The sequence below is a fragment of the Dyadobacter sp. genome (assembly GCF_039919315.1).
Taxonomy (GTDB): Bacteria; Bacteroidota; Bacteroidia; order Cytophagales; family Spirosomataceae; genus Dyadobacter.
On the sequence record NZ_JBDSFX010000072.1, the window covers coordinates 35,715 to 57,511 of the forward strand.

Annotated in this window: 17 protein-coding genes; 8 read left to right on the top strand and 9 right to left on the bottom strand. The window is 45.9% G+C overall.

Annotated features, from left to right (window positions below; translation table 11 throughout):
- Positions 1-446: 446 nt before the first annotated feature.
- Entirely contained in the window at positions 447-884 is a 438-nt protein-coding gene (locus ABIO93_RS19890) for a hypothetical protein (RefSeq protein WP_348070843.1), read from the bottom strand.
- A 439-nt stretch (positions 885-1,323) separates the two neighbouring features.
- Between ABIO93_RS19890 and ABIO93_RS19895 the strand changes: the two genes are divergently transcribed.
- From ABIO93_RS19895 to ABIO93_RS19905, 3 genes are read left to right on the top strand one after another with little or no spacing between them, the layout of a single operon-like run.
- Complete coding sequence (locus tag ABIO93_RS19895) at positions 1,324-1,767, top strand: SRPBCC domain-containing protein (protein ID WP_348070845.1); 444 nt, start codon at positions 1,324-1,326, stop codon at positions 1,765-1,767.
- Between the two features lie 27 nt (positions 1,768-1,794).
- The gene (locus tag ABIO93_RS19900) at positions 1,795-2,316 is read left to right on the top strand and encodes a DinB family protein (protein ID WP_348070847.1); all 522 of its coding nucleotides are present in this window, start codon (positions 1,795-1,797) and stop codon (positions 2,314-2,316) included.
- 54 nt (positions 2,317-2,370) lie between these two features.
- Positions 2,371-2,856, top strand: a complete 486-nt coding sequence (locus ABIO93_RS19905; protein WP_348070849.1) for a TlpA disulfide reductase family protein — start codon at positions 2,371-2,373, stop codon at positions 2,854-2,856.
- A gap of 21 nt (positions 2,857-2,877) precedes the next feature.
- Here the strand turns inward: ABIO93_RS19905 and ABIO93_RS19910 are convergent, their stop codons facing one another.
- The 4 genes from ABIO93_RS19910 to ABIO93_RS19925 form a co-directional block, all read right to left on the bottom strand.
- The gene (locus ABIO93_RS19910) at positions 2,878-3,921 is read right to left on the bottom strand and encodes a dihydrodipicolinate synthase family protein (RefSeq protein ID WP_348070851.1); all 1,044 of its coding nucleotides are present in this window, start codon (positions 3,919-3,921) and stop codon (positions 2,878-2,880) included.
- Positions 3,922-3,978: 57 nt separating this feature from the next.
- Entirely contained in the window at positions 3,979-4,995 is a 1,017-nt protein-coding gene (locus ABIO93_RS19915; RefSeq protein ID WP_348070853.1) for an NAD(P)-dependent oxidoreductase, read from the bottom strand.
- Positions 4,995-6,227: an Nramp family divalent metal transporter gene (locus ABIO93_RS19920; protein WP_348070855.1), complete on the bottom strand. Its 1,233-nt coding sequence runs from the start codon at positions 6,225-6,227 to the stop codon at positions 4,995-4,997. The genes ABIO93_RS19915 and ABIO93_RS19920 overlap by 1 nt, the downstream gene beginning before the upstream one ends.
- 152 nt (positions 6,228-6,379) lie before the next feature.
- The gene (locus ABIO93_RS19925) at positions 6,380-7,438 is read right to left on the bottom strand and encodes a substrate-binding domain-containing protein (RefSeq protein WP_348070857.1); all 1,059 of its coding nucleotides are present in this window, start codon (positions 7,436-7,438) and stop codon (positions 6,380-6,382) included.
- 239 nt (positions 7,439-7,677) lie between these two features.
- Here ABIO93_RS19925 and ABIO93_RS19930 point away from each other — a divergent pair, with 239 nt between their 5' ends.
- Positions 7,678-8,370 carry a response regulator transcription factor gene (locus ABIO93_RS19930; RefSeq protein WP_348070859.1) on the top strand — a complete coding sequence of 231 codons (693 nt, stop codon included), beginning with the start codon at positions 7,678-7,680 and terminating at the stop codon, positions 8,368-8,370.
- A gap of 8 nt (positions 8,371-8,378) precedes the next feature.
- On the top strand, positions 8,379-8,717 hold the full coding sequence (locus ABIO93_RS19935; protein ID WP_348070860.1) for an Hpt domain-containing protein: 339 nt from the start codon (positions 8,379-8,381) through the stop codon (positions 8,715-8,717).
- Here the strand turns inward: ABIO93_RS19935 and ABIO93_RS19940 are convergent.
- Positions 8,671-14,322 carry an AAA family ATPase gene (locus ABIO93_RS19940; RefSeq protein ID WP_348070862.1) on the bottom strand — a complete coding sequence of 1,884 codons (5,652 nt, stop codon included), beginning with the start codon at positions 14,320-14,322 and terminating at the stop codon, positions 8,671-8,673. The two genes, ABIO93_RS19935 and ABIO93_RS19940, sit on opposite strands and share 47 nt — an antisense overlap.
- 174 nt (positions 14,323-14,496) lie before the next feature.
- Here ABIO93_RS19940 and ABIO93_RS19945 point away from each other — a divergent pair, with 174 nt between their 5' ends.
- Positions 14,497-15,738, top strand: coding sequence for a styrene monooxygenase/indole monooxygenase family protein (locus ABIO93_RS19945; protein WP_348070864.1), 1,242 nt, complete (start codon positions 14,497-14,499; stop codon positions 15,736-15,738).
- A gap of 85 nt (positions 15,739-15,823) precedes the next feature.
- On the opposite strand, the gene ABIO93_RS19950 is transcribed toward ABIO93_RS19945, so the two are convergent.
- From ABIO93_RS19950 to ABIO93_RS19960, 3 genes are all read right to left on the bottom strand, one after another.
- On the bottom strand, positions 15,824-16,204 hold the full coding sequence (locus tag ABIO93_RS19950) for a hypothetical protein (RefSeq protein WP_348070866.1): 381 nt from the start codon (positions 16,202-16,204) through the stop codon (positions 15,824-15,826).
- A gap of 145 nt (positions 16,205-16,349) precedes the next feature.
- On the bottom strand, positions 16,350-17,096 hold the full coding sequence (locus ABIO93_RS19955) for a LytTR family DNA-binding domain-containing protein (RefSeq protein WP_348070868.1): 747 nt from the start codon (positions 17,094-17,096) through the stop codon (positions 16,350-16,352).
- A 51-nt stretch (positions 17,097-17,147) separates the two neighbouring features.
- Positions 17,148-20,126 (bottom strand): histidine kinase, encoded by a 2,979-nt coding sequence (locus ABIO93_RS19960; RefSeq protein WP_348070870.1) that lies wholly within the window; start codon positions 20,124-20,126, stop codon positions 17,148-17,150.
- A gap of 241 nt (positions 20,127-20,367) precedes the next feature.
- Between ABIO93_RS19960 and ABIO93_RS19965 the strand changes: the two genes are divergently transcribed.
- Positions 20,368-20,946 carry a TetR/AcrR family transcriptional regulator gene (locus ABIO93_RS19965; protein WP_348070872.1) on the top strand — a complete coding sequence of 193 codons (579 nt, stop codon included), beginning with the start codon at positions 20,368-20,370 and terminating at the stop codon, positions 20,944-20,946.
- An 88-nt stretch (positions 20,947-21,034) separates the two neighbouring features.
- Positions 21,035-21,790 carry an SDR family oxidoreductase gene (locus tag ABIO93_RS19970; RefSeq protein ID WP_348070874.1) on the top strand — a complete coding sequence of 252 codons (756 nt, stop codon included), beginning with the start codon at positions 21,035-21,037 and terminating at the stop codon, positions 21,788-21,790.
- The last annotated feature ends 7 nt before the right edge of the window (positions 21,791-21,797 follow it).

Here is a 21,797-nt window from a genome sequence, read left to right on the forward strand (position 1 = left end):
AAGTAAAGAAATAGTATGTCGCATTCAATGCCTATTCGGTTGACTCTTGAGGCTCATCCTTGAATATTATCCCATCATCGGTTAATGATAGATAGAGGAGGTCATTACTTTTAATACTCTGTGTTATTTGGGTCAAAATATCTTTACGCTCATTTGCTGTCGTATTTTGCCTACCACTGGCTCCTGTCTTTGGATGAATATAACCCAGTACCGCTCGGTCGCCTTTATAGTGCAAGAATTGATAAATTCTAAATCCACTACTGCCTTCGATCCGATCTTTGAGGAATGGGAATCGCGGGTTTCTGTTTAACAAATCTCCCCGGCAAGATCGGTTAATTTGTCAACTTTAAGGTAGTCTTTCAGCGCAATTGTGATGCCGCTGTATGAGTTGTTTTTTATAAGCTTATCGACCTCATCTTTAAAAGCTCTGGTACAACAAATAACCATCAGAGACCTTCTAGTTCTTTGGTCAAATCATTAAACTTTTGATCATCTTTCAATTGGGAAAAAATCATGTCAAGATCATCAGCAGATTCTTCAAGGTCTTGTATCCTACTCAAATACATTTTAAAGTACTCTTCTGCAATGTAGTTTTTTAAAAAATCACCCATCTTTCTGAGCTCCAATGCTACCCACCGGTAAGAAGATATCACACTGTTGACACTAGGAAGGTCGCTATCCAGGACAGTCGTATGAGTCAACACAGTCGATAATGCGACTAGTTCGTCAATAGTATTTACAACGAATTCCGTAAAATCCACGGGATTACCAGGTATTCCAACCTCCTGACAATTTTCACAAAATATCTTTTTGATGTTGTAGCTTAAACTGTCTATTTGTTTTCTAACAACATCAACACTTTCTATGTTGCCTTCAACTACCATATATATATGCTTTAAATTCTTTTTCTAATCTGCCTTTTGAAATAACGCTTTTGTAAATATAAAACTATATACCCTGCTACAACACAATAAATATAGAAAAAAGTTTTGCTGATAAAGTTTCCAGATCTCACCCACCAAGAGTATACGTCTCGTTAGATATGATACTGTAAGACAATAAGATAACGTCAAATATTACTTCCGCTTGTTGACATATATAATCCTAATATTGTGATTTTCATTGTAAAGATGTCTAGTAGATCAACGGAATTTAATCTCTTCCGCGCCATTGAAGGTATATCCTGGCGTTTGTCGCATTCAACCCCTCTATTTGACATATTTACACCCCATTTTTTACAGTAAATGCCAGTAGGTTTGTATTGTCAATAGCAAGATTGACGCTCACTTAAATCAATTTACTTCAAACTAAATATCAATCAACATGGAAACGATGGTCATTAAAAAATCGGTTGACATTCATGCTCCCAAAGAAAAAGTCTGGAATGTATTAATGGATGACCATTATTCGCGACAGTGGTATGCGGAATTCAGCGAGGGTACTTACGCTGAATCCGATTGGAAAGAGGGAAGCAAAGTTGTGTTTCAGGACGATAGCAAGAGCGGTATCATTGGATTTATCGAGTCGAACAAGCCCGGCGAAGAACTCGTTATCGAATATACCGGAATGGTCAGAAATGGAATTGAAGATTTCGAAAGCCCCGACGCTCAGCTTGTCAAAGGCTTCCGGGAATGTTACTGGCTGACTGAAAACGGCGACAACATCCGTCTTGATATTCAAAGTGATATGGGTAGCGAGTATTTCGAAATGATGGCGGCGGCATGGGATAAGGCACTGGAAAAAATCAAGGATTTTTCTGAAAACTGAAACAGTCACTTCAACCACCAACAGACCATGAAAACCGCTGATATTCTGAAAGATCTCGACGAAACGACTGAGAATTTCCTAAAAACGCTATCCGCTTTCGAACCTGACCAGATCAATATTGTGCCATTTGAAGGCAGTTGGACGGCCGGACAGGTCGCCGAACACATATTAAAATCGGAAGGAGGATTACCTGAGACATTGCTGGGCCCGACCAACCGTGATAACCGCGACAGCGGCGAGAAAATAGCCATTATCGATTCGATTTTTCTGGATTTCAGCACGAAATTGGAGGCACCATCTTTCATTATACCCTCGGAAGGGCCGCACGATCAGAGACAATTGCTATCTGGCTTTGCAAACAAAAGGGCGCAAATAGCAGCGATTGCTGGTACCGAAGACCTGACGCTGACCTGCACAAGTTTTCGTTTTCCCAATCTGGGCGAACTCACCCGTCTGGAATGGCTCTCCTTCATTATCGCTCATTCCAAAAGACATACTTTCCAGCTACGTAACATTTTTGAAAAAGTAACTGAAAAGGTAGAGAGCTAGTCCTTCAAAAGATTAATATCTTGCAGATTCTTAGTACTAATGAGTCGCAATATAATGAACCGAAAATTAGCTATTCTGTTTTTGCTTCTGACAGCAAGCATCACAAGTTACTCACAATCAGCCGCTAGTTCTGGTAAGATCGCCCCATTCCAGATCCGCCTTACCAACGGCCAGCAGTTTACATCCTCGCAACTTGCAGCCGGACCGGTCGTACTGGTCTACTTTTCACCCGACTGTGATCATTGCCAGGATTTTACGAAAGACATGCTGAAAAACTACAATGTCATCGCCAACAAGCAGGTTGTCATGGTGACGTTCCAGGCGATGGACATGCTCAAACCGTTTGTGACCCAGTACCGGCTTGGCACTTATCCCAATATCAAAGTCGGCACGGAAGGGACCTCTTACCTGGTTCAGCGATATTACCAGATCCGCTCTTTCCCTTACATTGCTATTTATGACAAAAAAGGAAATCTGGTGAAAACGTTCGAAGGTGAACAACCTCACGCTGAGATATTTAAAACGATCAAGCAAATCTGAGCAACAAGACTTGGTAAGTCTTCAAGACTTGCCAAGTCTAACTACAAATTCATCATCGATCAGGTGCGGGTAAGCTTCCGTCACCCTTGTAATTTCTTCAAATTGTCCCGGCGAAAGGCTTTCGTCTGGATTAAGCGTCCAAATACCTTCCAGTAGCCCCTGCCTGCGCAACACCTCATGTACGCCCGTTATGCATCCGTGAAAGTCATGCGACGGGTCAAAAATGGCCGCATTCATATCGGTCACTTCCACATTCAACGTCAGTAGTTTGGACAGATCTCCTTTATTTTCAATGGTCGTTTGAATGGTCGAAAGCAATGCGACAGCCCTCTCAGTCCATACGGCCCAATGCCCCAAAAGCCCACCAACAAAGCGTTTTTCAACGATTTGACCATCGATATTAAAACGGTAAGGCGTAATCAGATCGGCCACAATGTTATCATCATTACCGGTATACAATGCGATTTCGTCCTTTCTCGATGAACTGCAAACCGCTCTCATCACATCCAGCGTCTGGTACCGGTTGAATGCAGCCACTTTGATCGCGCATACATTCGGGATCTCAGCAAACTGCTGCCAAAAGTCGTAGCTGTAAACCCGGCCGCCAATCGCAGCTTGCAGATAAAAACCAAAAACAGGGATGATATTTGCGATGGTTTTAATGTGCTCGATGATATCCGATTCCGGCTCTTCCTTGAATGCCGCCATGCTCACCAGGCCCATATCGTACCCATACTTCACCGCCATGTTGGCCTCATTCACAGCCTGGGCAGTAAGTCCGCACACACCGGCGACTTTGATAAACGGACGATTCAACTGCACCTTATCTATCTCATCAGCAGTCATTTGCAATACTTTTTCAAACAAATTAACCTCCGGATCGCGGATCTCAAATTGGGTCGTATGGACCCCTATCGCTATCCCTCCTGCCCCGCTAGCCATATAATATCTTGTCAGGCCTCTCTGCCTGTTTTCATCCAGTTGCAGGTCCGCATCCAATGCAAGCGGATGCGCAGGAATGACTGTTCCCTCAAACAGCAGTTTCTTCAATTCTTCTCTTAGCATTACCTTCAATTTTATTATTTCAAATGCATTTTCAATCAGTTAACCCGCAGTTATGCCTTAAAACTGGCCCTTACGCTCCTGAAAATGAGTCGGTTTATTAATAGTCTGTCCGCCTTCCTGCAACCATTGGGCCGTAATGCCGATCATTTGTTTCAGGGTGGTACGCGGGTATCCAAACAGCCGGAAAGATTCCGCCGCATTGCTCAGCAAAGCCGTTGCCTGCTCTTCATTTACAAACTGCGGTTCGGTATTGAATATACGTCCGAATTCCCTGGCCAGCCAACGTAGCGAAACCGTCTCAGGCCCCGTAATGTTCAATATTTTGGAAGGAGCCTCGCAATGCAGCAGCGATCGGATCGCCATTTCATTCGCGTCGCCCTGCCATATCACATTCACATGCCCCGTACTCAAATCGATTGGTTTGCCATTTAAAACAGACTTCGCTACTTCAAGCAACACACCATACCTGAAATCGATCGCATAATTCAAGCGGTAAATCAGCAATGGCGTACCGTGCAACGATGAAAAGTATTGGAACAACCGTTCGCGTCCCAGGCACGATTGCCCGTATTCGCCCACAGGGTCAGCGCGCAGCTCCTCAGTAGCGCCGCCAGAAGCCACAGTCGTGAACGGGTACACGTTACCGGTCGAGTAAACGACAATCTTTGAATTTTTGTATTTTTCAGCCACCCGGCCCGGCAGGTATGTGTTCATAGCCCAGGTATAAGGCTCATTGTTCGACGTCCCGAACTTGGTACCGGCCAGATACAGCACATTTTCCACTTCGGGAAGTGCCTGCAACTGACTGTCATCCATTAGGTTAGCAACAATCGTCTCGATACCTTCCTCATTCAGTGCATCTACCAACCCTTCTTCACTGAATCGTGAAACCGCAATGACACGCGTCGGTAACCCTGCGCGTTCGATCGCCTGACGGGCAAGCCGGGCAATGCTCGGCCCTATTTTTCCACCAGCTCCGAGGATCATAATATCCCCTTTCATGCTTTTCATATCCTCAATCAGTGCGTCTGAGGGGCTAAGCCATTTTTCTTCCAATGATGCTGTTCCGGTCATTATTTAAAAAGCGGATTGTTAAAAAATAATTCTTTACTGTTAATGATAGCCAACGAAAAAATAATGATCAGGCCCAATGCTCCGAAAATCTTCACAAAAGTATTATTGACCTTTTCTCCCATTATTTTCCTGTCATTTCCAATGAAGTACATGGCCGTACCGATAAACGGAACCACGAAGATTGTCACGCTTTGCGCAAATACGATCAGTTCCAGTGGCAGCTTACCAAACCGGATCGCTACCGAAGCACCAATCACCATCACCAATGCTACCAGGTAACGTACTGGTTTTGAAGAGAAATTACTGCCTAACCCCAGCGCATCTCCCAACAATGTACCTCCCACCGAAGCATTACCAATCACCGACGAGAAAGCGGCCCCAAACAAACCGATCAGAAAAAAAACGGATGCATTACTCCCAAACAGTGGTTCCAGCGCCTTGGCCATATCACTTGCAGAGCTGACAGTGATCCCTTTCGGATTCAATATCGCCGCTGCACACACAATGACAATAAAACACATGACCCCAAGTAAAACGATACCACTAATGCTGTCATTCCTGCTATTTTTCAGGGCAGGATTGGCCCGAATACGCTCCTGAATGAGATATGACTGGTATAATGCGCCTACTATGGAAAAACAGGACGCTGTAAAAGCAATGATCAGCCCCAGAGAGCCCTCGGGAACCTGAGGCGTCGTCAAACCTCTCACCATTTCGGCGGGGTCCGGTTTGGCCCAGAAAAAAGTAGTGATAAAAGAAAACAGCATCACCACAATCAGGAAGATCATCGTCTTTTCCAGCACTGAATAAAAGCTTCGGAAAAACAACAAACAAATCGCAAAAAAATTAAAAAAGATAATCCACGGAACCGATGAAGTATGAAACAGTTCACCAGCGGCAATACCCACCCCAATAGAGTTCCCCGCCTGAAATGACGTGGCCACCAAAAACACACCTATACCCATCGCAACCGCAACATTCTTACCCCATTTCTGCCTGATCGTCGCTAACAGGGAAATGTCAGTCGCCACCCCGATGCGAGTTGCCATTGCGGTGAAAATTGCCATAAAAAATATTGCCACGGCGACAAGCCACAACAATGAATAGCCATAAAGTGCACCCATTTTTGAAGTGATCGTCATTTTACTAGGTCCGAAAACCAACGCAGCCGTGATCATCCCGGGACCAAGCGATTTAAGCCATCTCAGTAATTTGGTTTTAATGTTTTCCAAGGTGTAAGGGTCTGTTGGTGTAAGAAATCTGATTGGATAGGAAAGTTACGGGCACGTGCCCGTAAAGATATAAAAGATTTATTCAATTCTATTTTTTTCTAATTTATATGGATAAAATTTTGTCGAAAAGGCAATGTATGCGCTGTCTTGTCTCAATTTTGATAAAACTCATAATTTTCCTTCGTCACAATGTCAATCGGCATGTAGTTCAGCCTTGTCACCGAAGAATTGATCACCAGCTTCTGATACAGCGCCATAACACCCCGATAACCCTGATCCTCGGGCCGGTGGCAGATCAGGAAGTCGATGACATTGGTTTCCAGATAACCTACATTCTCCTTTACGAAATCATAACCGATCAGAGAAACGTGGGTACGGTGACTGTTTTTAAGAAATGAAGCAACGGTATGGACGCGCGAGTTAGTGACAAAAGCCGCCCCTATATCCTTATTCAAATGGAAGACATAGGTAAGGTGCCGTGACACTGACTGGTAATCTGTTTCACTGATGTCGATCCGAACGATGTCATTGGGTTGGACATGGTCATTGAAATAAGCCCTGAACCCCTCCTCTATTTCCGAATAGTTATAATTATCAGTCTCTTTGGAGATATTGATGATCAGAATTTTAGCATCAGGTTGCAGCCGGTAAGTCAGCAGCTTCGCACCCACGTATCCACTCTTGTACAGGTGGGGGCCTATGTATGAAAGGCTGTGCAGATCGGGAATGTTGGAGTCAATGAATACGAACGGGGTCTTCCGTTTCATGCATTGCGTCGCAAATTCCCTGGTTTCCTCCACAAAAGCTGGCGCGATAACGATACCGTGCACATCCTGAGCCAGTACCTGCTTAATTTGTTCGGCAAATGACTCCTTGTCGTTCAGGTCGAAGAAAAAAGTCAGCGTCTGCACACCGTATTGCCTGATCTCAGCCTCCGCCCGCCGAACACCACTCAATGGTGCGAGCCAGAAATCAGTTTCTTCCGAAACACTCGGTATAATGATTGCAAGGGTAATGATCTTTTTGGAGGCAAGCCTGCTGGCCAGAATATTAGGCTGATAGTCAAGCTCTTTGATGATATCGTTAATCCTCTTTTTAGTCTTTTCTGAAACGCCGGTCCTGTTATGAAGCACCCTGTCAACTGTCGCGGTGGAGACATTCGCACGCCTCGCTATTTCTTTCACTCCAGAAGCAGTATTTTCTTTTTCCATTCAAGGTTTAGTTTTTACTAAAAAGCGAGACGGCTGTCGGCATTCAGCGGTCGGCAATCAATGGTTAATGGTCAACAGCCCTCGATCCTTTCCGATAAGTAAATATAGGCCTTGTTTTACGACTCCTGCAAGGACTTTTTTTGGTGAAATAATTTCAGTTCCTGGAAAAGTGTATATTTGGTCTTGTTCTATTCATATAATTAGATCGCTACTCAATGTTAGACTTAACGTCGTAATCCATGGACAACATCCACTTGCTGCTAATTGATGATGAAGTACAATATAGTGAGCTTACCAAGGAATACCTGGAAATGAGGGGATGCAAGGTCACACTCAAACACGATGGGGTGGCAGGTCTCGAAACGTTCAAATTGAAACCGTTTGACCTTTGTGTGCTGGACGTCAAAATGCCTAAAAAAGACGGGTTCACACTGGCCGGGGAAATCAAAGAGATCAATGATGCGATACCCATTATTTTCCTGACCGGTCAATCATTGAAAGAAGATAAGATCAAGGGGCTGACGATCGGTGCGGACGATTACCTGACCAAACCTTTCAGTATGGAAGAGCTTTACCTGCGGATCAGGGCTATTCTCAAACGGGTGAAGGTTCAGGAAAAGACGAAGGTGATAGACCGTTTCAACATGGGCCAGTCCAGTTTCAATGCAGAATTGCGGGAGCTAACCGTTTTGGACAAAGTGATCAAACTCACTTCCATTGAATCCAAGCTGCTGAAAATGCTTTGTGAGCATGAAAACACAGTACTCACCCGCGAAACGGCCATGGTCGGCATCTGGGGCGACGAGGAACATTACCGCGGATATAGCCTCAACGTATATGTTAGCAAGATCAGGAAGTTTTTGAAAGAAGACCCGCAACTGGAAATTCTGAACCTGCACGGCGAAGGCTACAAACTGATCACCAAAGCTTAAACCACCACATGACCCTGGATCTTTCCTTCCTGAAAAAACTGATGGGTGGCGATGAGAAACTGGTCAATAGCTTCGTCACGATATTCCGTAACCAAACGCCAAAGCAACTCGCAGAAATCAAAACGCTACTTGCCAATGAAGCCTGGGAAGACCTTTCAAACACGGTACACAGTCTGAAAACACAATTTGGCTACATGGGGCTCGACGATTTCTCCGACCAGATGAAACACATTGAAACACTGATCGATAATGGTGAACTAACGGACATTCATCGTCTCCTGGCCGATTTCGAAACTCGTTTTACAGCGTTTTGGTCAAAAGAATTTTCTGATCCAAAAGCTTCCTGATCTTCGCTTTGAGCCTTTTTGCTTCAATCGGTTTGGTAATGTAGTCGTCCATGCCGGCGGCTCTGCATTTTTGAGCCTCGGCCGGGTTTGCATTGGATGTAAACGCCAATATGGGTATCCTCACATCCTTTTCCGTCGCGCGTATAGCTTGCGTAGCCTTGTAGCCATCCATGACCGGCATTTTCACATCCATTAGAATGATGTCAAAAGTGCCCGTTTCATATTTTTCCACGGCGATCTGCCCGTTATCGGCAATGGTTACCTGCACATCCGGGATCATTTTCTTCAAAGTCTCCTCCGCTACTACCTGGTTGAAAAGGTTGTCCTCCACCAGTAAAATACGGACACCGGTCAGCAAAATCTCATCACCAGCCCGGTCCGTATCCTCGTCCGTTTCGCAAATTTCAAAGGACAAGTTAAAACTGAATTCGGTTCCTGCTTTTAATTGACTAGTCACCTTCATTTCGCCTCCCTGTTCCTCCACGAGTCTTTTTGCGATAAACAAGCCAAGGCCAGTACCCGTCTGCTTGCTGTTCAGATCTTCGTCTATGCGGGTAAAAGTTTCAAAGATGTATTGCAGCTTTTCCTCGGCGATACCAATTCCCGTATCAGTCACTTTAAACAGAAGTTCTTCGGTTTCATGATCCCCCGAAAGTCGCGAAACATGTATTTGCACAGAGCCATGATCCGTAAATTTGACTGCATTACTGGCCAGATTGAGCAGGATCTGGTGCAGCCGCAATGGGTCGCCGATCAGTTGCCCGCTTACATCGTCCACCACCGCGATGTCGAGCGCAATGCCTTTTTCTTCCGCGATTACTTTGAGAATGTAACCCAGGCGGTTCATTCTGTCACGGATATGGAAGGGTTTTTGAACAAATGAAAATTTGCCCGCCTCTATTTTCGAATAGTCGAGAATATCGTTAATGATCGCCAGCAGGTTTTCGGACGAATACCTTATTCCTTTGGCATATTCGAGTTGTTTCGGGCTGAGCGGTGTGTCAAATATCAGTTCCGACATCCCGATAATGGCCGTCATCGGAGTACGGATCTCATGGCTCATATTGGCAAAAAATTGCTCCTTGAATTTGGATTTCTCTTCCACCAGCAGCTTTTGCCTCTCAATTTCTTCCTTCTGTACCTGAATCTCAGTCGTCCGGATAGCTACTTTTTGTTCCAGGTTTTCATATAAGATTGAATTTTCGATCGAAACAGCGATTTGTCCCGAAAGTAGCTTTAAGAGTTCTGTTCTTTCCCGGGTGAATGCGCCTGTTGTGAGGTTATTTTCAAGATAAAGCACTCCTACCAGCTTCCCCTGGTTCATCGCCGGAATGCACATGACCGATCTCACATCATTGCGTACCACCAACGGGTCGTTTTTAAACTGCTCGTCGGCCTTTGCATCATGCAGGATCACATCCGATTTAGTCCGGAACACGTGCTCGATAATGGTTTCCGGGATCAGGCCCGAGCCAGCCAGCGGAAGCTGCCGGATCTCGCTTTTACTGTCCGATACCGATTGCCACGCTTCAATACAAAGCTTTCCGCCCCAGTCAAGAATAAAAAATCCGTCCTGCGCACCCGCATTTTCGATTGCAAACTGCATCAGTTTTTCCATGAGCCGGGCAAATACCACTTCGCTTGAAATAGCAGTCGATGCCTTCATTAAAGTGGCAATGTCGAGTGTGGAGGCAATGTTCTGGCCGGGTACTCCGGTCACACGGCCGTTTTCTGAAAACTCCGCAGGTGCAGTTGCAAGCTCTCCGTGCTTTGCTTTCAGCTGTTTCACCTTGATCACCCCACCCCATTTCTTATATGCCTCCAATGCGCTTTGAATGTAGACATGACCGAGTCGCTCCTGGCCTTTTTCCAGCCAGTAGTCTCCACAAAGTTCATTCGCGAGCGCCTCATCCTGGCTGTAATGATTGTCCCGGGCCATGGAGATAGCTTTGTCGTAAAACGCTAATGCCGTTTCCGTCATTTCGGCATTACGCAGGGCTTCCGCTTCCAACAGATAGTACCGGTGCATGAAATTAACGGGTACCTGGTCCGCCCATTTTTTTAGTTTCTGCTTGTATTTCATCCCCGCCTTCTGGTACAAGCCTTTGGATGGATACTTTCTGGCCATGGCAAAGCCCAGCAATGAATGATAGTAACAAAACAGCGGCTGGAATAGCAGGCCTTTTACATTCGCCATGTTGTTGAGTGCGTGGCCCGTATTTTCATACCCTTTCTCGTACTCGCCGGTGAGATAGCATAGGATCATTTTGTATAAAAAACAGGCAAAAATCCTCGTCTGGTCGCTCAGGCCCATGATTTTTGAAAATGCCGCACCTTCCTCAAAATAGGCACCAGTCAACAGCACAGGATCTTCATTTTCACCCAGAATGTTGGATACGATCTGGATCAGCGGCTCATTTTCATTCGATCTGTTATCGATCGAAATAGGCCTGGGAAGATGATTGAAACGGATCATCTCGTCTTTCACCCAATTCAGGTTTTTACCCGAGAGCAAAAGAAAAAAACTGTAACTGCTGGATGCATAAGTACAATATTCAATGTCGCCCAACTCGATACCGACCATAAATGATCGCTTCAATGCTTCGAGTGAATTGCTAATATGCTCGCCGGAAGGCCTGCTTACAATGTTGAAAACGAGATTGGAGCGCTCCCGGATCGCCATACTATCAATGTGATCGAGCAGCTTCAACCCCACCTTCCCATAGCGATAGCAGGCCTGGTTTTTGATCTCTATCGCATTCACGATCGCCCCGTAAGTAATGTAGGTCAGGGCGGATTCGGGTGCATTGCCGTATTTCAGCGAAAGCGTCAGCATTTTCAATACCATCAGCGGATAGAGAATAGGTATCCTCACAAAAGCGATTGCCGTGATATTCTGCAAAATGCGCATTGCCGCCAATATTTCAGGATCTTGCATGGCCGGAAGATTGCCCAGGTCCTCAATTTGCTTACCCCTTAGGAGCCATTTGGTTTGAATGTACGAACCCAGCACATGCCAGGTTTGCGGTTTGGCCGGAAACCGGATGCCCGATTCAGCCAGAACAAAAAGCGAAAGCTGAATGGCTTCGTCACTCTTTTTGTGAAAAATCATTGACTGAATGTGCAACTGGTGCGCATTGATCTTTTCTTCCCGGGAGCGGGCATGATCGAGCAGTGTTTGCACCAACTGCTGGCAGGCGGGCAGGTTACCGGTAAGGTACTGGCTTTCCGCACATTCTGTATGCAGAGATTGCAGTAAATCCGGATGGCTTTGCCAGTCTGTTTCGTCCACCAGCCGCAGCCCGGTTTTGAAATATTCCAATGATACCGAATAGGCTGTCGAAACCTTTGCTTTTTTTCCGGCGGATAAGTTCAGCGCTGCGATCCGGAACTTTTCATCTGATTGCCGGGTCTGATCGTGGCCTGCATTGAGGTGGTTCACGATTTCGAACAACCGGTTGTCCACCTGGGTGCTTGACAGCCTTTCCAGCATAAAATAGCCGATATCCAGGTGCAATGACCTCTTTTGCTCCTCGCCCATCAATGCATAAGCTGCCTGCTGCACCTGATCATGTACGAAGGCGTACCGCGATTTTGAGAACAATTTTTCCTGAGTTGCAGCCATTTTATCCACCGAAACCAGCACCAGGTTTTCCGTAATAGCCTGGCGCAAGTCCTCTATCGTCTCCTGCGGCGTTTTATCATTCAGTGCCGACAGGATCTCAATGTTGAATTCCTTTCCAATGCAGGCAGCGCATACCAGTGCCTGCTTCGTGTGGGCCGGCAGCCGGTTTATTTTGCCCGTGAGTAAGTCCTGCGACGAGCCGGAATCTGCGTAATCGGCCACAGATTGCAAATCCCAGGACCACCGGTTATTATCTCCGTCGAAGTAAATCAGCTTGTCGGTGTATAATGACCGCAGTGTTTCGCCTATAAAAAAAGGATTTCCCAGTGTCTTGCTGAAAATCGGTTCGGCGAGCAATGTTGACGCACGGAGCGGGCACGAAAAAGTATCTGCGATCAGCTCGGCTACTTCTTCGGTACTGAGTGGTAAAAGGCCTACCTGCCGGAAGTTAATGCCTGCTTCTTCCATTTGCTGAATGGTCACGGCCAGCGGGTGGGTTTTGTGCAGCTCATTATCGCGGTAAGAACCCATTAACAGCAAGTACTTGCCACCGACGGACCTCAGCACCCGACCTAAAAACCGCAGACTGGATGCATCCGCCCATTGCAAGTCATCCAGAAAAATCACCAACGGATGCTCTTCTTTGGTAAATACATTGATGAAATTCGAGAAAACATGCACAAACCGGGTCTGCGACTCAGCAGGAGCCAGTATTTGCACCTCAGGCTGGCGTCCGATGATCAGTTCCAGCTGTGGGATCACCTCAATAATGATCTGCCCATAAGTTCCGACAGCTTGTAAAATGTCTTTTTTCCACTTGATCAATTCTTCCTTATCTCCATTTGAAATTTTACCGATCAATTCAGAAAACGCCTTAATAACTGCTTCAAAAGGTATATTTTCGACAAATTGATCAAATTTCCCGGTCACGAACAATGCGCCCATGCACGAGAGCCTGTGCTGTACTTCCGCGGCCAGCGACGATTTCCCGATACCCGAATTGCCATAAACGAGGACAATTTCATTTTGGACGCTCACCCGCTCGTATGCTTCCAATATGAATGCTGCTTCTTCCTTTCGCCCATAAAGCCGTGCAGGAATTTCGAAGCGCCCGGGTGTATCGTTTTTCCCAGCCTGAAAAGAATCATCCTTTTGAGTCGTACAAAAATCCCGGCAAGCCCGTAAATCCTGCCGGATGCCCCGGGTAGTCTGGTACCTGGAATCGGGTTTCTTTTCGAGTAGTTTTTGAATCAATTCAGAAACCATCAGCGGAATTTCACTGTCCAGGTCAATCGGCGGAATGGGCTGCCTGGCCATGTGAGCGTGTACCAGTTCATTGGCATCGTTGTGATCAAATGGCAGCTGGCCGGTACAAATCCTGTAAAACAACACGCCCAGGGCATAATAGTCCGACCGGTAATCTTCGCCAATATCCATTCTGCCGGTTTGCTCGGGAGAAATGTAATGCAGTACCCTTCGGCTGTTATAATCCGCGTATCCTGGTTTGCTTTTATCATTTGCCCAAAATGCGAGGCTCAGGTCTGTCAGTTTTATTTCTCTTGTAACCGGGTTGATCAGAAAATGTTCCGGGCGAATGTCACTGTGAACCAGACCAGTATAATGTATTTCTTCCAGCACCCTGATCAGCGAAAAAGCGAGATCAAGCTTTTCACCCACCGATAATTTCTCCATTTCAAGGTAGGTACTCAACACAATTCCTTCAAAATCCGCGAACTCGATGATCAGATGGTTTTCAAACCTGATCTTTTGAAGATATTCCAAAACATACCCAAAACAAACGTCACTACCGACGCTAAACTCATGCTCCGTCTCCTTAAAAGCCGCCTCATCGCTACTGGAAAAACTGACAATCTTCAAGATCACAATGGCCGAATCGACCGTCCTGACTGCCTTCGCCAGCACTTTATTCGGCCCTGTAAAAATCTCGCGACTGATTTCGTAACCCGGAACTATGATCATAAGCAGGTAATGGTTTTATGCCTATGGTAAAAGTAACACCGGCGAATGTCAGGCAAAACATTGCCATTCGGATTTTAATAATTTTTTATACTTTTTAATGATTCACTACTGTCTTCACTTTCAATGCCTTCATACATTTGTACCGATCAAAAAGGACATCAAAATCTAACTCAGATGAGAAAAATAGCAATCATGGGCGCAGGTCAGTCGGGCTTGCATCTGGCCATCAGGCTTCTTAAAAGCGGTTACGACGTAACCATTATTTCGGAACGGTCGGCCGGCGAGATTTTTAATGGCCCTCCTACCGGTGCTACTTATTTGTTCAATGATACATTACAGCTCGAAAAGGAGCTCGGCCTCGATCTTTGGCATGATACTGCCTGTCATTCAACCGGTTTCAATATCAATTTCGGCACACCCGATGGTAATCATGCATTTAGTATCAATTCAAAAACCCGCAAGCCAGGTGTTTCCATCGATCAAAGGCTCAAATTTTATCAATGGATCAAGTTGTTCGAAAAGAACGGCGGCAAGTTTGTAGTAAGCGACACGACGCCTTCGGACCTGCTGGCCTGCACGGAGCAGTTTGATCTCGTGGTCGTTTCGTCCGGAAAAGGGCCTCTGGCCAAACTTTTCACACGGGATGATAGCAAATCAACCCGCGAGACACCGGCCCGGAAACTTTTGCAGCTGCACATCAACAATTTTGACGACCCGGGAAAAACCAAATTCACATCCATCACGCTCGATGCCGTAATGGGCGCCGGTGAGATCATTACCGCGCCATTTTATCAAAAAGACGACATTCAATGTGCTTTTCTGCTGATAGAAAGTGTGCCGGGTGGGCCTATGGATGTTTTCGAAGACATTAAATCCGGTACCGAACATCTCCACCGCGCCAAAGAAATGATCAGCACATTGCTACCGTGGCGCTATGAGGCATTTGCCAATGCTGAGATCATTCGTGATGACGCATTTTTGAAAGGAGCATTTGCCCCGCTAGTCCGCAAACCAGTCGTTCAGCTGAATTCCTCGGCTGCGGTGCTGGGTATAGGCGATACCGTGATCCTGAACGACCCGATCGTGGGCCAGGGTGGAAATAATGCAACTAAAATGGCCAATTCTTACGCCAAATCCATCATTGAGCGCGGTAATAAGCCATTTGATGTGGAATGGATGAACAAAACCTTCGACGACTTTTGGGAATATTCCAAACACGTCAACCGCTTCTGTGACATATTTTTATCGCCACCTCAGCCACACGTGGTGGAATTGCTGGGTGCCGCGACCCAAAATACTGAGATCGCTTCCGATTTTGTGAATGGTTTCAATCATCCGCCAAGCCTTTTTCCATGGCTCGACGATGCCGAAGAGGCCCAAAAATATATGGCAAGTAAAATGGCCGTCGCAGTGTGAGCAGCGGCAAAATAGTACAGGGTTCTAAAATGAAACAGTTCCGCGACAATGTCACGGAACTGTTTGCTTATCGGCGGACTGGCAGTCAGTCCACAAACCGGATTCTTTTGCAATCCCCGACCGTTACCGTAGCCGAGCTTGCCTTCCAGTTTCCCACCATCTCATTGCCTTTGTAACGCTTACCCGATACCGCATACGTTCCGACAGGTAAATTCAGACTGACCACCGATGGCGAGCCAGCAGCATTACATTCGGGACGTGTGGTAATGGACTGCGAAATGGTGCCCAGCACATTCCCATCGACGATCACCTCGATACGGTCGTACTTGGCCTGATCATAATTGGTGTAAAAAATCAGGTTGCCCTGTGGTACGGGTTCATTGTCCTTTTTGCAGGAAAAAACCAGCGTAGCTGCGATAAGTAGGCACAAACTGCCCAGACGTGCATTTTTAAAAAGATTTTTCATGGCCTTGTTTATAGTAAGATTGTTACAACATATTGGTTTCAGAAGCTAAGCTTTCTGTTTTGCCGTATCAAAATTATATCGGGCACAAGATCTTCTTTCAGACTATTGAGTAGCCTGCGTTTTTATTGAGCAGAATGAGGAAAATTTAAAATCTCGCGAACATATCCATGAATTCCTGTCTGCGGGAACGAGAAATGGTGATCGTAGAATCATTGTCCATAACAATATACCCGCCTTCGCCCCGAACGAATTTCTTGATCCTGTTGAGATTGATCAGAAAAGAATTGTGTACCCTGAAAAAATCCGGACCGCTCAGTGCCTCGTCAATGTCTTTGAGCACTTTGGAAACGACGATCCTTTTGCCGCCTGAGAGCACCACGCTGGTATAATTGCTCTCCGCTTCGCAGTATATAATGTCCTGGGTAGTGACGAAGATCATGCCATCGCCGGTGGTGAGTGCAATGCGTTGGGGTGTAGGCTTCATCTGTCTCACACTTTCAAAAAGCAGGTCGATCTGTTCCTTGGAGGGTGCGCTTCCTTTTTCCTCTATCCTGCGAATGGTCTCTTTCAGGTCGTCGGGATCGATGGGCTTCAAAAGGTAATTCAATGCACTGTATTTGAATGCTTTAATTGCAAATTTATCGTAAGCTGTCGTGAATACCACATCGAAGAAAAGCTTGTCAAACTTTTCCAGCATATCGAATCCGTTCATCCGTGGCATTTCAATGTCCAGAAAGACGACGTCCGGCCGGTGCTTTTTGATTTCCTCGATACCCTTCTCGGCTGAATTGCACATCGCGACTATTGAAACCGACGGCGCATAGGTTTTCAACAACCATTCGAGCATTTCAATGCAGTTTTTTTCGTCATCAATAATGATACATTTTATCATCTCAAAGCTCTTAAAAGTAGTTTATTTAATCAAAATGAAACAAATGGCCTGCTATACCGGAATTTTAATGACAACCCGCGTCCCGGCGGCCCCGTTAGCCTCATTAACCAGATCAATGATCTCCACGCTGGCATTGGTCTGCGCATATTGGTTCAGTATCGCAATGCGGTCCTCAGTGAGTTTCATCCCCAGGGACTTCTTGCTAGTCGCCGACTTACTTCTAAAATCCCGCGCTTTTTCACGACCGATACCATCATCCTCCACCACACATTCCAGCACATTATCATCCCGCATATTCACTTGTACCCACAGGCTCCCACTGGTTTCCTTATGCAGCAAACCGTGCCAGATCGCATTCTCAACATAGGGTTGAATGATCAGGGAAGGCACCTCTATCGAATCAGAATTAACTTCCTCGCCCAATGTAATGTGGTACTCGAACTTTTCATCAAACCGGATCCTTTCCATTTCAATATACAACTTCAATGCTTCCAACTCATTGGATAACAGCACTTTTTTGCTATTTGAATTGTCTAGTATCAGCCGGATCAGCTTCGAAAACCGGGTGAGGTAAAGTGATGCGGTCGCATTGTCGCTCTTCACAATGTACCTGTTGATGGAATTCAGGCAATTGAAAATAAAATGCGGGTTCATCTGCGCCCGTAATGCTTTCATTTCCATCTCAGCAAACTGTTCGCGCAGTGCCGTTTGCCTGCGGATCGCCGTCACTCTTCTTTTAATCAGCCAGTAACTCAGTACGCCCGTTGCAGCTACAAACAAAACAATGAACCACAACTGCTTCCAAAAAGGCCGCATAATCTCAAAAGCGAAAGGCCTGGGTGTTTCATACCAGGTGACGCCGTCCAGGCTGGCCGCTACCGTGAAGGTATATTCGCCGGGCGGAAGTGACGAAAACCGCACCCGGTTATTGCGACCATTCAATGTCCAGCCGCTATCCAGTCCCACGAGCCGGTATCTGTAAATTAACTTCTGCGGATTCCGGAAATATGCCGTAACGAATTGAAATTCAAAGGAATTCTGCTTCCAGGTCAGTTGCAGTGGTTGCTGTTGGAGCATGAACAAGGAGTCGTCCTGATTGATCCTGACCGCGGTAATGCTGACGTTCAGTTTTTCCTCACGCGATTCAATTTTTTCCGGGTCAAAATAATTCAATCCATTAAAACCCCCGATGAAAACATAGCCGCTTTTAGATTCGAGCAAACTATTGGAATTCAATCGTTTATTCTGAATATTATCCCAAATATCAAACCATTCCAGCTTGTTTCCTTTGACATTCAAATGGTACAGTCCGTCGTCGGCGCCAATCCAGATCCTGCCGCTTTTATCCTGATGTAAAACAGAGATCCGCTGGTTACGCAATTCCGGAAAAATGAGTTTTCTTTTGAGGCTACCTTTACTTCTTATTACTTCAAACAAACCTACCGAACCACACCAAATCGTTGAATCATTGCGTATCAATACCGAACTGACCAAATTACCCGGCGAAAATTGATTATCCTGAAAACGCGTCCTGAAATGCCTGTCGACATACATTAGACCTTGATACGAGCCCATCCAGAAGTTGCCTTTTTCCTCCTCAGTCACAGCCTGAATGTTGTTTTCAGCACCTTTGAACTTCCTTTCACTGATCCGGTAAGTACCTTTTTCCAACAGGTAGCAAGTCATTTCCCCTACTACCAGAAAATCCCCGGATTTTAAAGTATAGATCGTGGCGATCAGTTCATTATCCAGTTTCGTTCTGAGACTTTTCCCCGCTTCCCCGGCCGGATATTGCACATCCCTGAATGTCTCGCGCTCGGGATCAAAGATCAGCAGCCTGCCGTTTTCAGGGCCAATGATCAGGTTTTGACCATCGAAAACCAGCCCGCGAATCGCTCCCAATGGAAACAGCCGGCTCGTGGCTTGATCGGGATGAATAGATTTCATTTGCCCGCTGGCAAGGTTCATTCGCGATAGCCCCGAAGCGGTGCCAAGCCAGATATTCCCTTTATTATCCTCGGTAATCGCCCGGACAATGTTGCTCCATCCTTTATCTGTATGCGAAAACCCTCTCAGCCAGCCAATGTTATGTTCAAGCGGCCTGAAAAACATAATTCCTTCCTGACAAAGGATCCATTGAGTACCGTCCTTATCGTAGAAATCTGCATAGTTTTCGTCATTGGGCAGCTGTTTGCCCGAGTCATTAATCAGCGCCTTTTTGAAGACACCCGTCTCACTATCAAACAGATAGCAACCTTTGGTTGTATTAACGAGGTAAGTGTTGGCCTTGAACGGGATCACACTGATCAGGCTCGCAGCAGGGAATACCGACGGGTGTTGCTCGTCTTTTCCATGGATACGGCTCACCTTTCCATTCGCAAAATTAATCTCAAAGGTTTGTAAATGACCGTCTGTTGCCCAGGCAATGTCATCGGAAATCGGTATCAGGGATTTTACCGACTCAAACGCTACGCTCCTCACCTTCCGGTTCTGTGTTTCGTAACAAAAAACCCTGTGCACATCGCCCAGATAAAGCTGACTGTTTCTTTTGCTAAAAATACGGCGGTAAAAGTAATGTTTGCCGAGACCCGGCAACGGGTAAAAAACGAAGCTGTTCTTCGCCGGATCGTAACGATACAGCCCCTTCCCCGCATTCGCCCAAACCTGGTTGTCGGCCGTCACATGCAGTTTGTACAGCTTGTTAAGTGGCTCAATTTTAGGACCTTCTATTCTTATTTTTTCAAATCCCTTTAAGTCATTGACATATCGTTTGATCTCCGATTCCGTCACGGTCCATATCGTCCCGGAAGTGTCGGCAGCGACATCGGTAAGGTCTTCACCTTCTGTTTCAATGCGTTTTACATTCTGGCCATCAAACCGCTGCAAGTGCCGCGACGACATCATCCATAGAAACCCTTGCTTGTCGCGTACCAGGCTGGAAATGTCCGCGGTCTGGATCCCATTGCTTTCATCGAGCAGCTGTACATTGAAATCCGGCAACTGGGCGAGGCAACTTTGCTTCGCTGTCATCAGCAAAACGACGAAACCAATTCGAAACCGCCTCAGAAAAACCACCGGGGTACATTTACGCGTTAAAAAGACTTAACGCACGCAAATTGTACAATTAAATGAGTCATTGGTAAAACCGTTCAGTAAGTTGTTTGTTTTTCTTAGTAATCGGTCAGGAATGGTGGGTAGATGGTTAGACGACGTGGCACATTTTTCAACCAAAGTTTGTTATTTGTAATGAATATTACAAAATTTACGCCCTATGGCACGACCTAAGAAATTTGACGAAGCGGCTACCTTGCAGAAAGCATTGCAGGTTTTTTGGAAAAAAGGATATGCCGGTACCTCCATGGCCGACCTCGTGAAAGCAATGGAAATCAATGCGCCCAGCCTTTACGACACCTATGGCGACAAGCAAAAGCTGTTTTTGACTGCACTACAAACCTACCTGCGCTCTCAGCACGACTGGATGAATGATGTCAGTACAAAAGATATCCCCGTGAAAGAAACGATCAGGCTGCTGCTGAATACCTTGGTCGAAGACACATTGAATGACCCTGAAAAAAAGGGTTGCTTTATGGTGAATACGGTCACCGAACTTGCTAATGTGGACGAAAAAATCCTGGCAGTGGCTGCTGACAATGAAAAACAGGTGCAGAGCATCCTGCAAAACCTGATCAGAAAGGGGCAGGCTAATGGAGAAATTTCATCAGACAAAAACCCCGAAATACTGGCTGCCTACGTGTTTACAAACCTCATGGGTGTCCGCGTAGTCGCCGCGACCAATTCCGACAAAAAGCTCCTCCACGCTGCGATGGAGATAGTTGTTTCAAGTCTCTAAAAAAATATTTTGAGTTTTATAGTGATCATTACAAATTATTGTTTTAGTTTTGTATCGATCATTACAAAACAACAAAAACTAACAGATCATGAATCGTCTAGCAAATAAAGTAGCAGTCATTACAGGTGGTAACAGTGGAATTGGTTTTGCCACAGCAAGTGAATTTATTAATGAAGGCGCGAACGTCATTATCACTGGCCGCAACCCCCAATCGATCGGTGCAGCGACCGCGGCGCTGGGTGAAAAAGCTTACGGAATTGTGTCAGATACAAGCAAGTTTGCTGACATTCAACAGTTACAGGAAGAGGTAAAGGCACATGCTGAAAAGATAGATTTACTTTTTATCAATGCAGGTATCGCCAAATTTTCATCGGTTGATCAGGTAAGTGAGGAATTTTATGAAGAGAGTTTCGACATTAATTTCAAAGGCGCCTATTTTACCATTCAAGCCCTGCTTCCATTGATCAACGATGGCGGCTCTATTATCCTGAACACCTCCATTAATGCGCACGTCGGTATGCCCGGCGCGAGTATTTACGCAGCCACGAAAGCCGCATTGCTTTCCCTCGCTAAAAACCTTTCCGCTGAATTACTTTCCAGAAAGATCCGTGTGAATGCGATCAGCCCTGGTCCGGTCGTTACCCCACTTCATAGTACCGCCAAATTTGGCATTACCGAAGACCAGCTAAAACAAATGGGCGAAGGCATTTTGAGTCAGATTCCCGTCGGTCGCTTTGGTACATCCGAAGAGATCGCCAAAGCCGCCGTTTTCTTCGCATCCGACGATTCCAGCTTCATATTGGGAACCGAATTGATCATCGACGGCGGTATGGCTACGTTATAAACCTTCT

Bases quoted from the DNA above. Each gene is read 5' to 3' on its own strand.
- ABIO93_RS19915 (WP_348070853.1), bottom strand. From the start codon at position 4,995: ATGACCGGAACAGCATCATTGGAAGAAAAATGGCTTAGCCCCTCAGAC.
- ABIO93_RS19965 (WP_348070872.1), top strand. From the start codon at position 20,368: ATGGCACGACCTAAGAAATTTGACGAAGCGGCTACCTTGCAGAAAGCA.
- ABIO93_RS19910 (WP_348070851.1), bottom strand. From the start codon at position 3,921: ATGCTAAGAGAAGAATTGAAGAAACTGCTGTTTGAGGGAACAGTCATT.
- ABIO93_RS19895 (WP_348070845.1), top strand. From the start codon at position 1,324: ATGGAAACGATGGTCATTAAAAAATCGGTTGACATTCATGCTCCCAAA.
- ABIO93_RS19925 (WP_348070857.1), bottom strand. From the start codon at position 7,438: ATGGAAAAAGAAAATACTGCTTCTGGAGTGAAAGAAATAGCGAGGCGT.
- ABIO93_RS19900 (WP_348070847.1), top strand. From the start codon at position 1,795: ATGAAAACCGCTGATATTCTGAAAGATCTCGACGAAACGACTGAGAAT.
- ABIO93_RS19945 (WP_348070864.1), top strand. From the start codon at position 14,497: ATGAGAAAAATAGCAATCATGGGCGCAGGTCAGTCGGGCTTGCATCTG.
- ABIO93_RS19960 (WP_348070870.1), bottom strand. From the start codon at position 20,126: ATGACAGCGAAGCAAAGTTGCCTCGCCCAGTTGCCGGATTTCAATGTA.
- ABIO93_RS19935 (WP_348070860.1), top strand. From the start codon at position 8,379: ATGACCCTGGATCTTTCCTTCCTGAAAAAACTGATGGGTGGCGATGAG.
- ABIO93_RS19950 (WP_348070866.1), bottom strand. From the start codon at position 16,204: ATGAAAAATCTTTTTAAAAATGCACGTCTGGGCAGTTTGTGCCTACTT.
- ABIO93_RS19890 (WP_348070843.1), bottom strand. From the start codon at position 884: ATGGTAGTTGAAGGCAACATAGAAAGTGTTGATGTTGTTAGAAAACAA.
- ABIO93_RS19930 (WP_348070859.1), top strand. From the start codon at position 7,678: ATGGACAACATCCACTTGCTGCTAATTGATGATGAAGTACAATATAGT.
- ABIO93_RS19970 (WP_348070874.1), top strand. From the start codon at position 21,035: ATGAATCGTCTAGCAAATAAAGTAGCAGTCATTACAGGTGGTAACAGT.
- ABIO93_RS19955 (WP_348070868.1), bottom strand. From the start codon at position 17,096: ATGATAAAATGTATCATTATTGATGACGAAAAAAACTGCATTGAAATG.
- ABIO93_RS19940 (WP_348070862.1), bottom strand. From the start codon at position 14,322: ATGATCATAGTTCCGGGTTACGAAATCAGTCGCGAGATTTTTACAGGG.
- ABIO93_RS19905 (WP_348070849.1), top strand. From the start codon at position 2,371: ATGAACCGAAAATTAGCTATTCTGTTTTTGCTTCTGACAGCAAGCATC.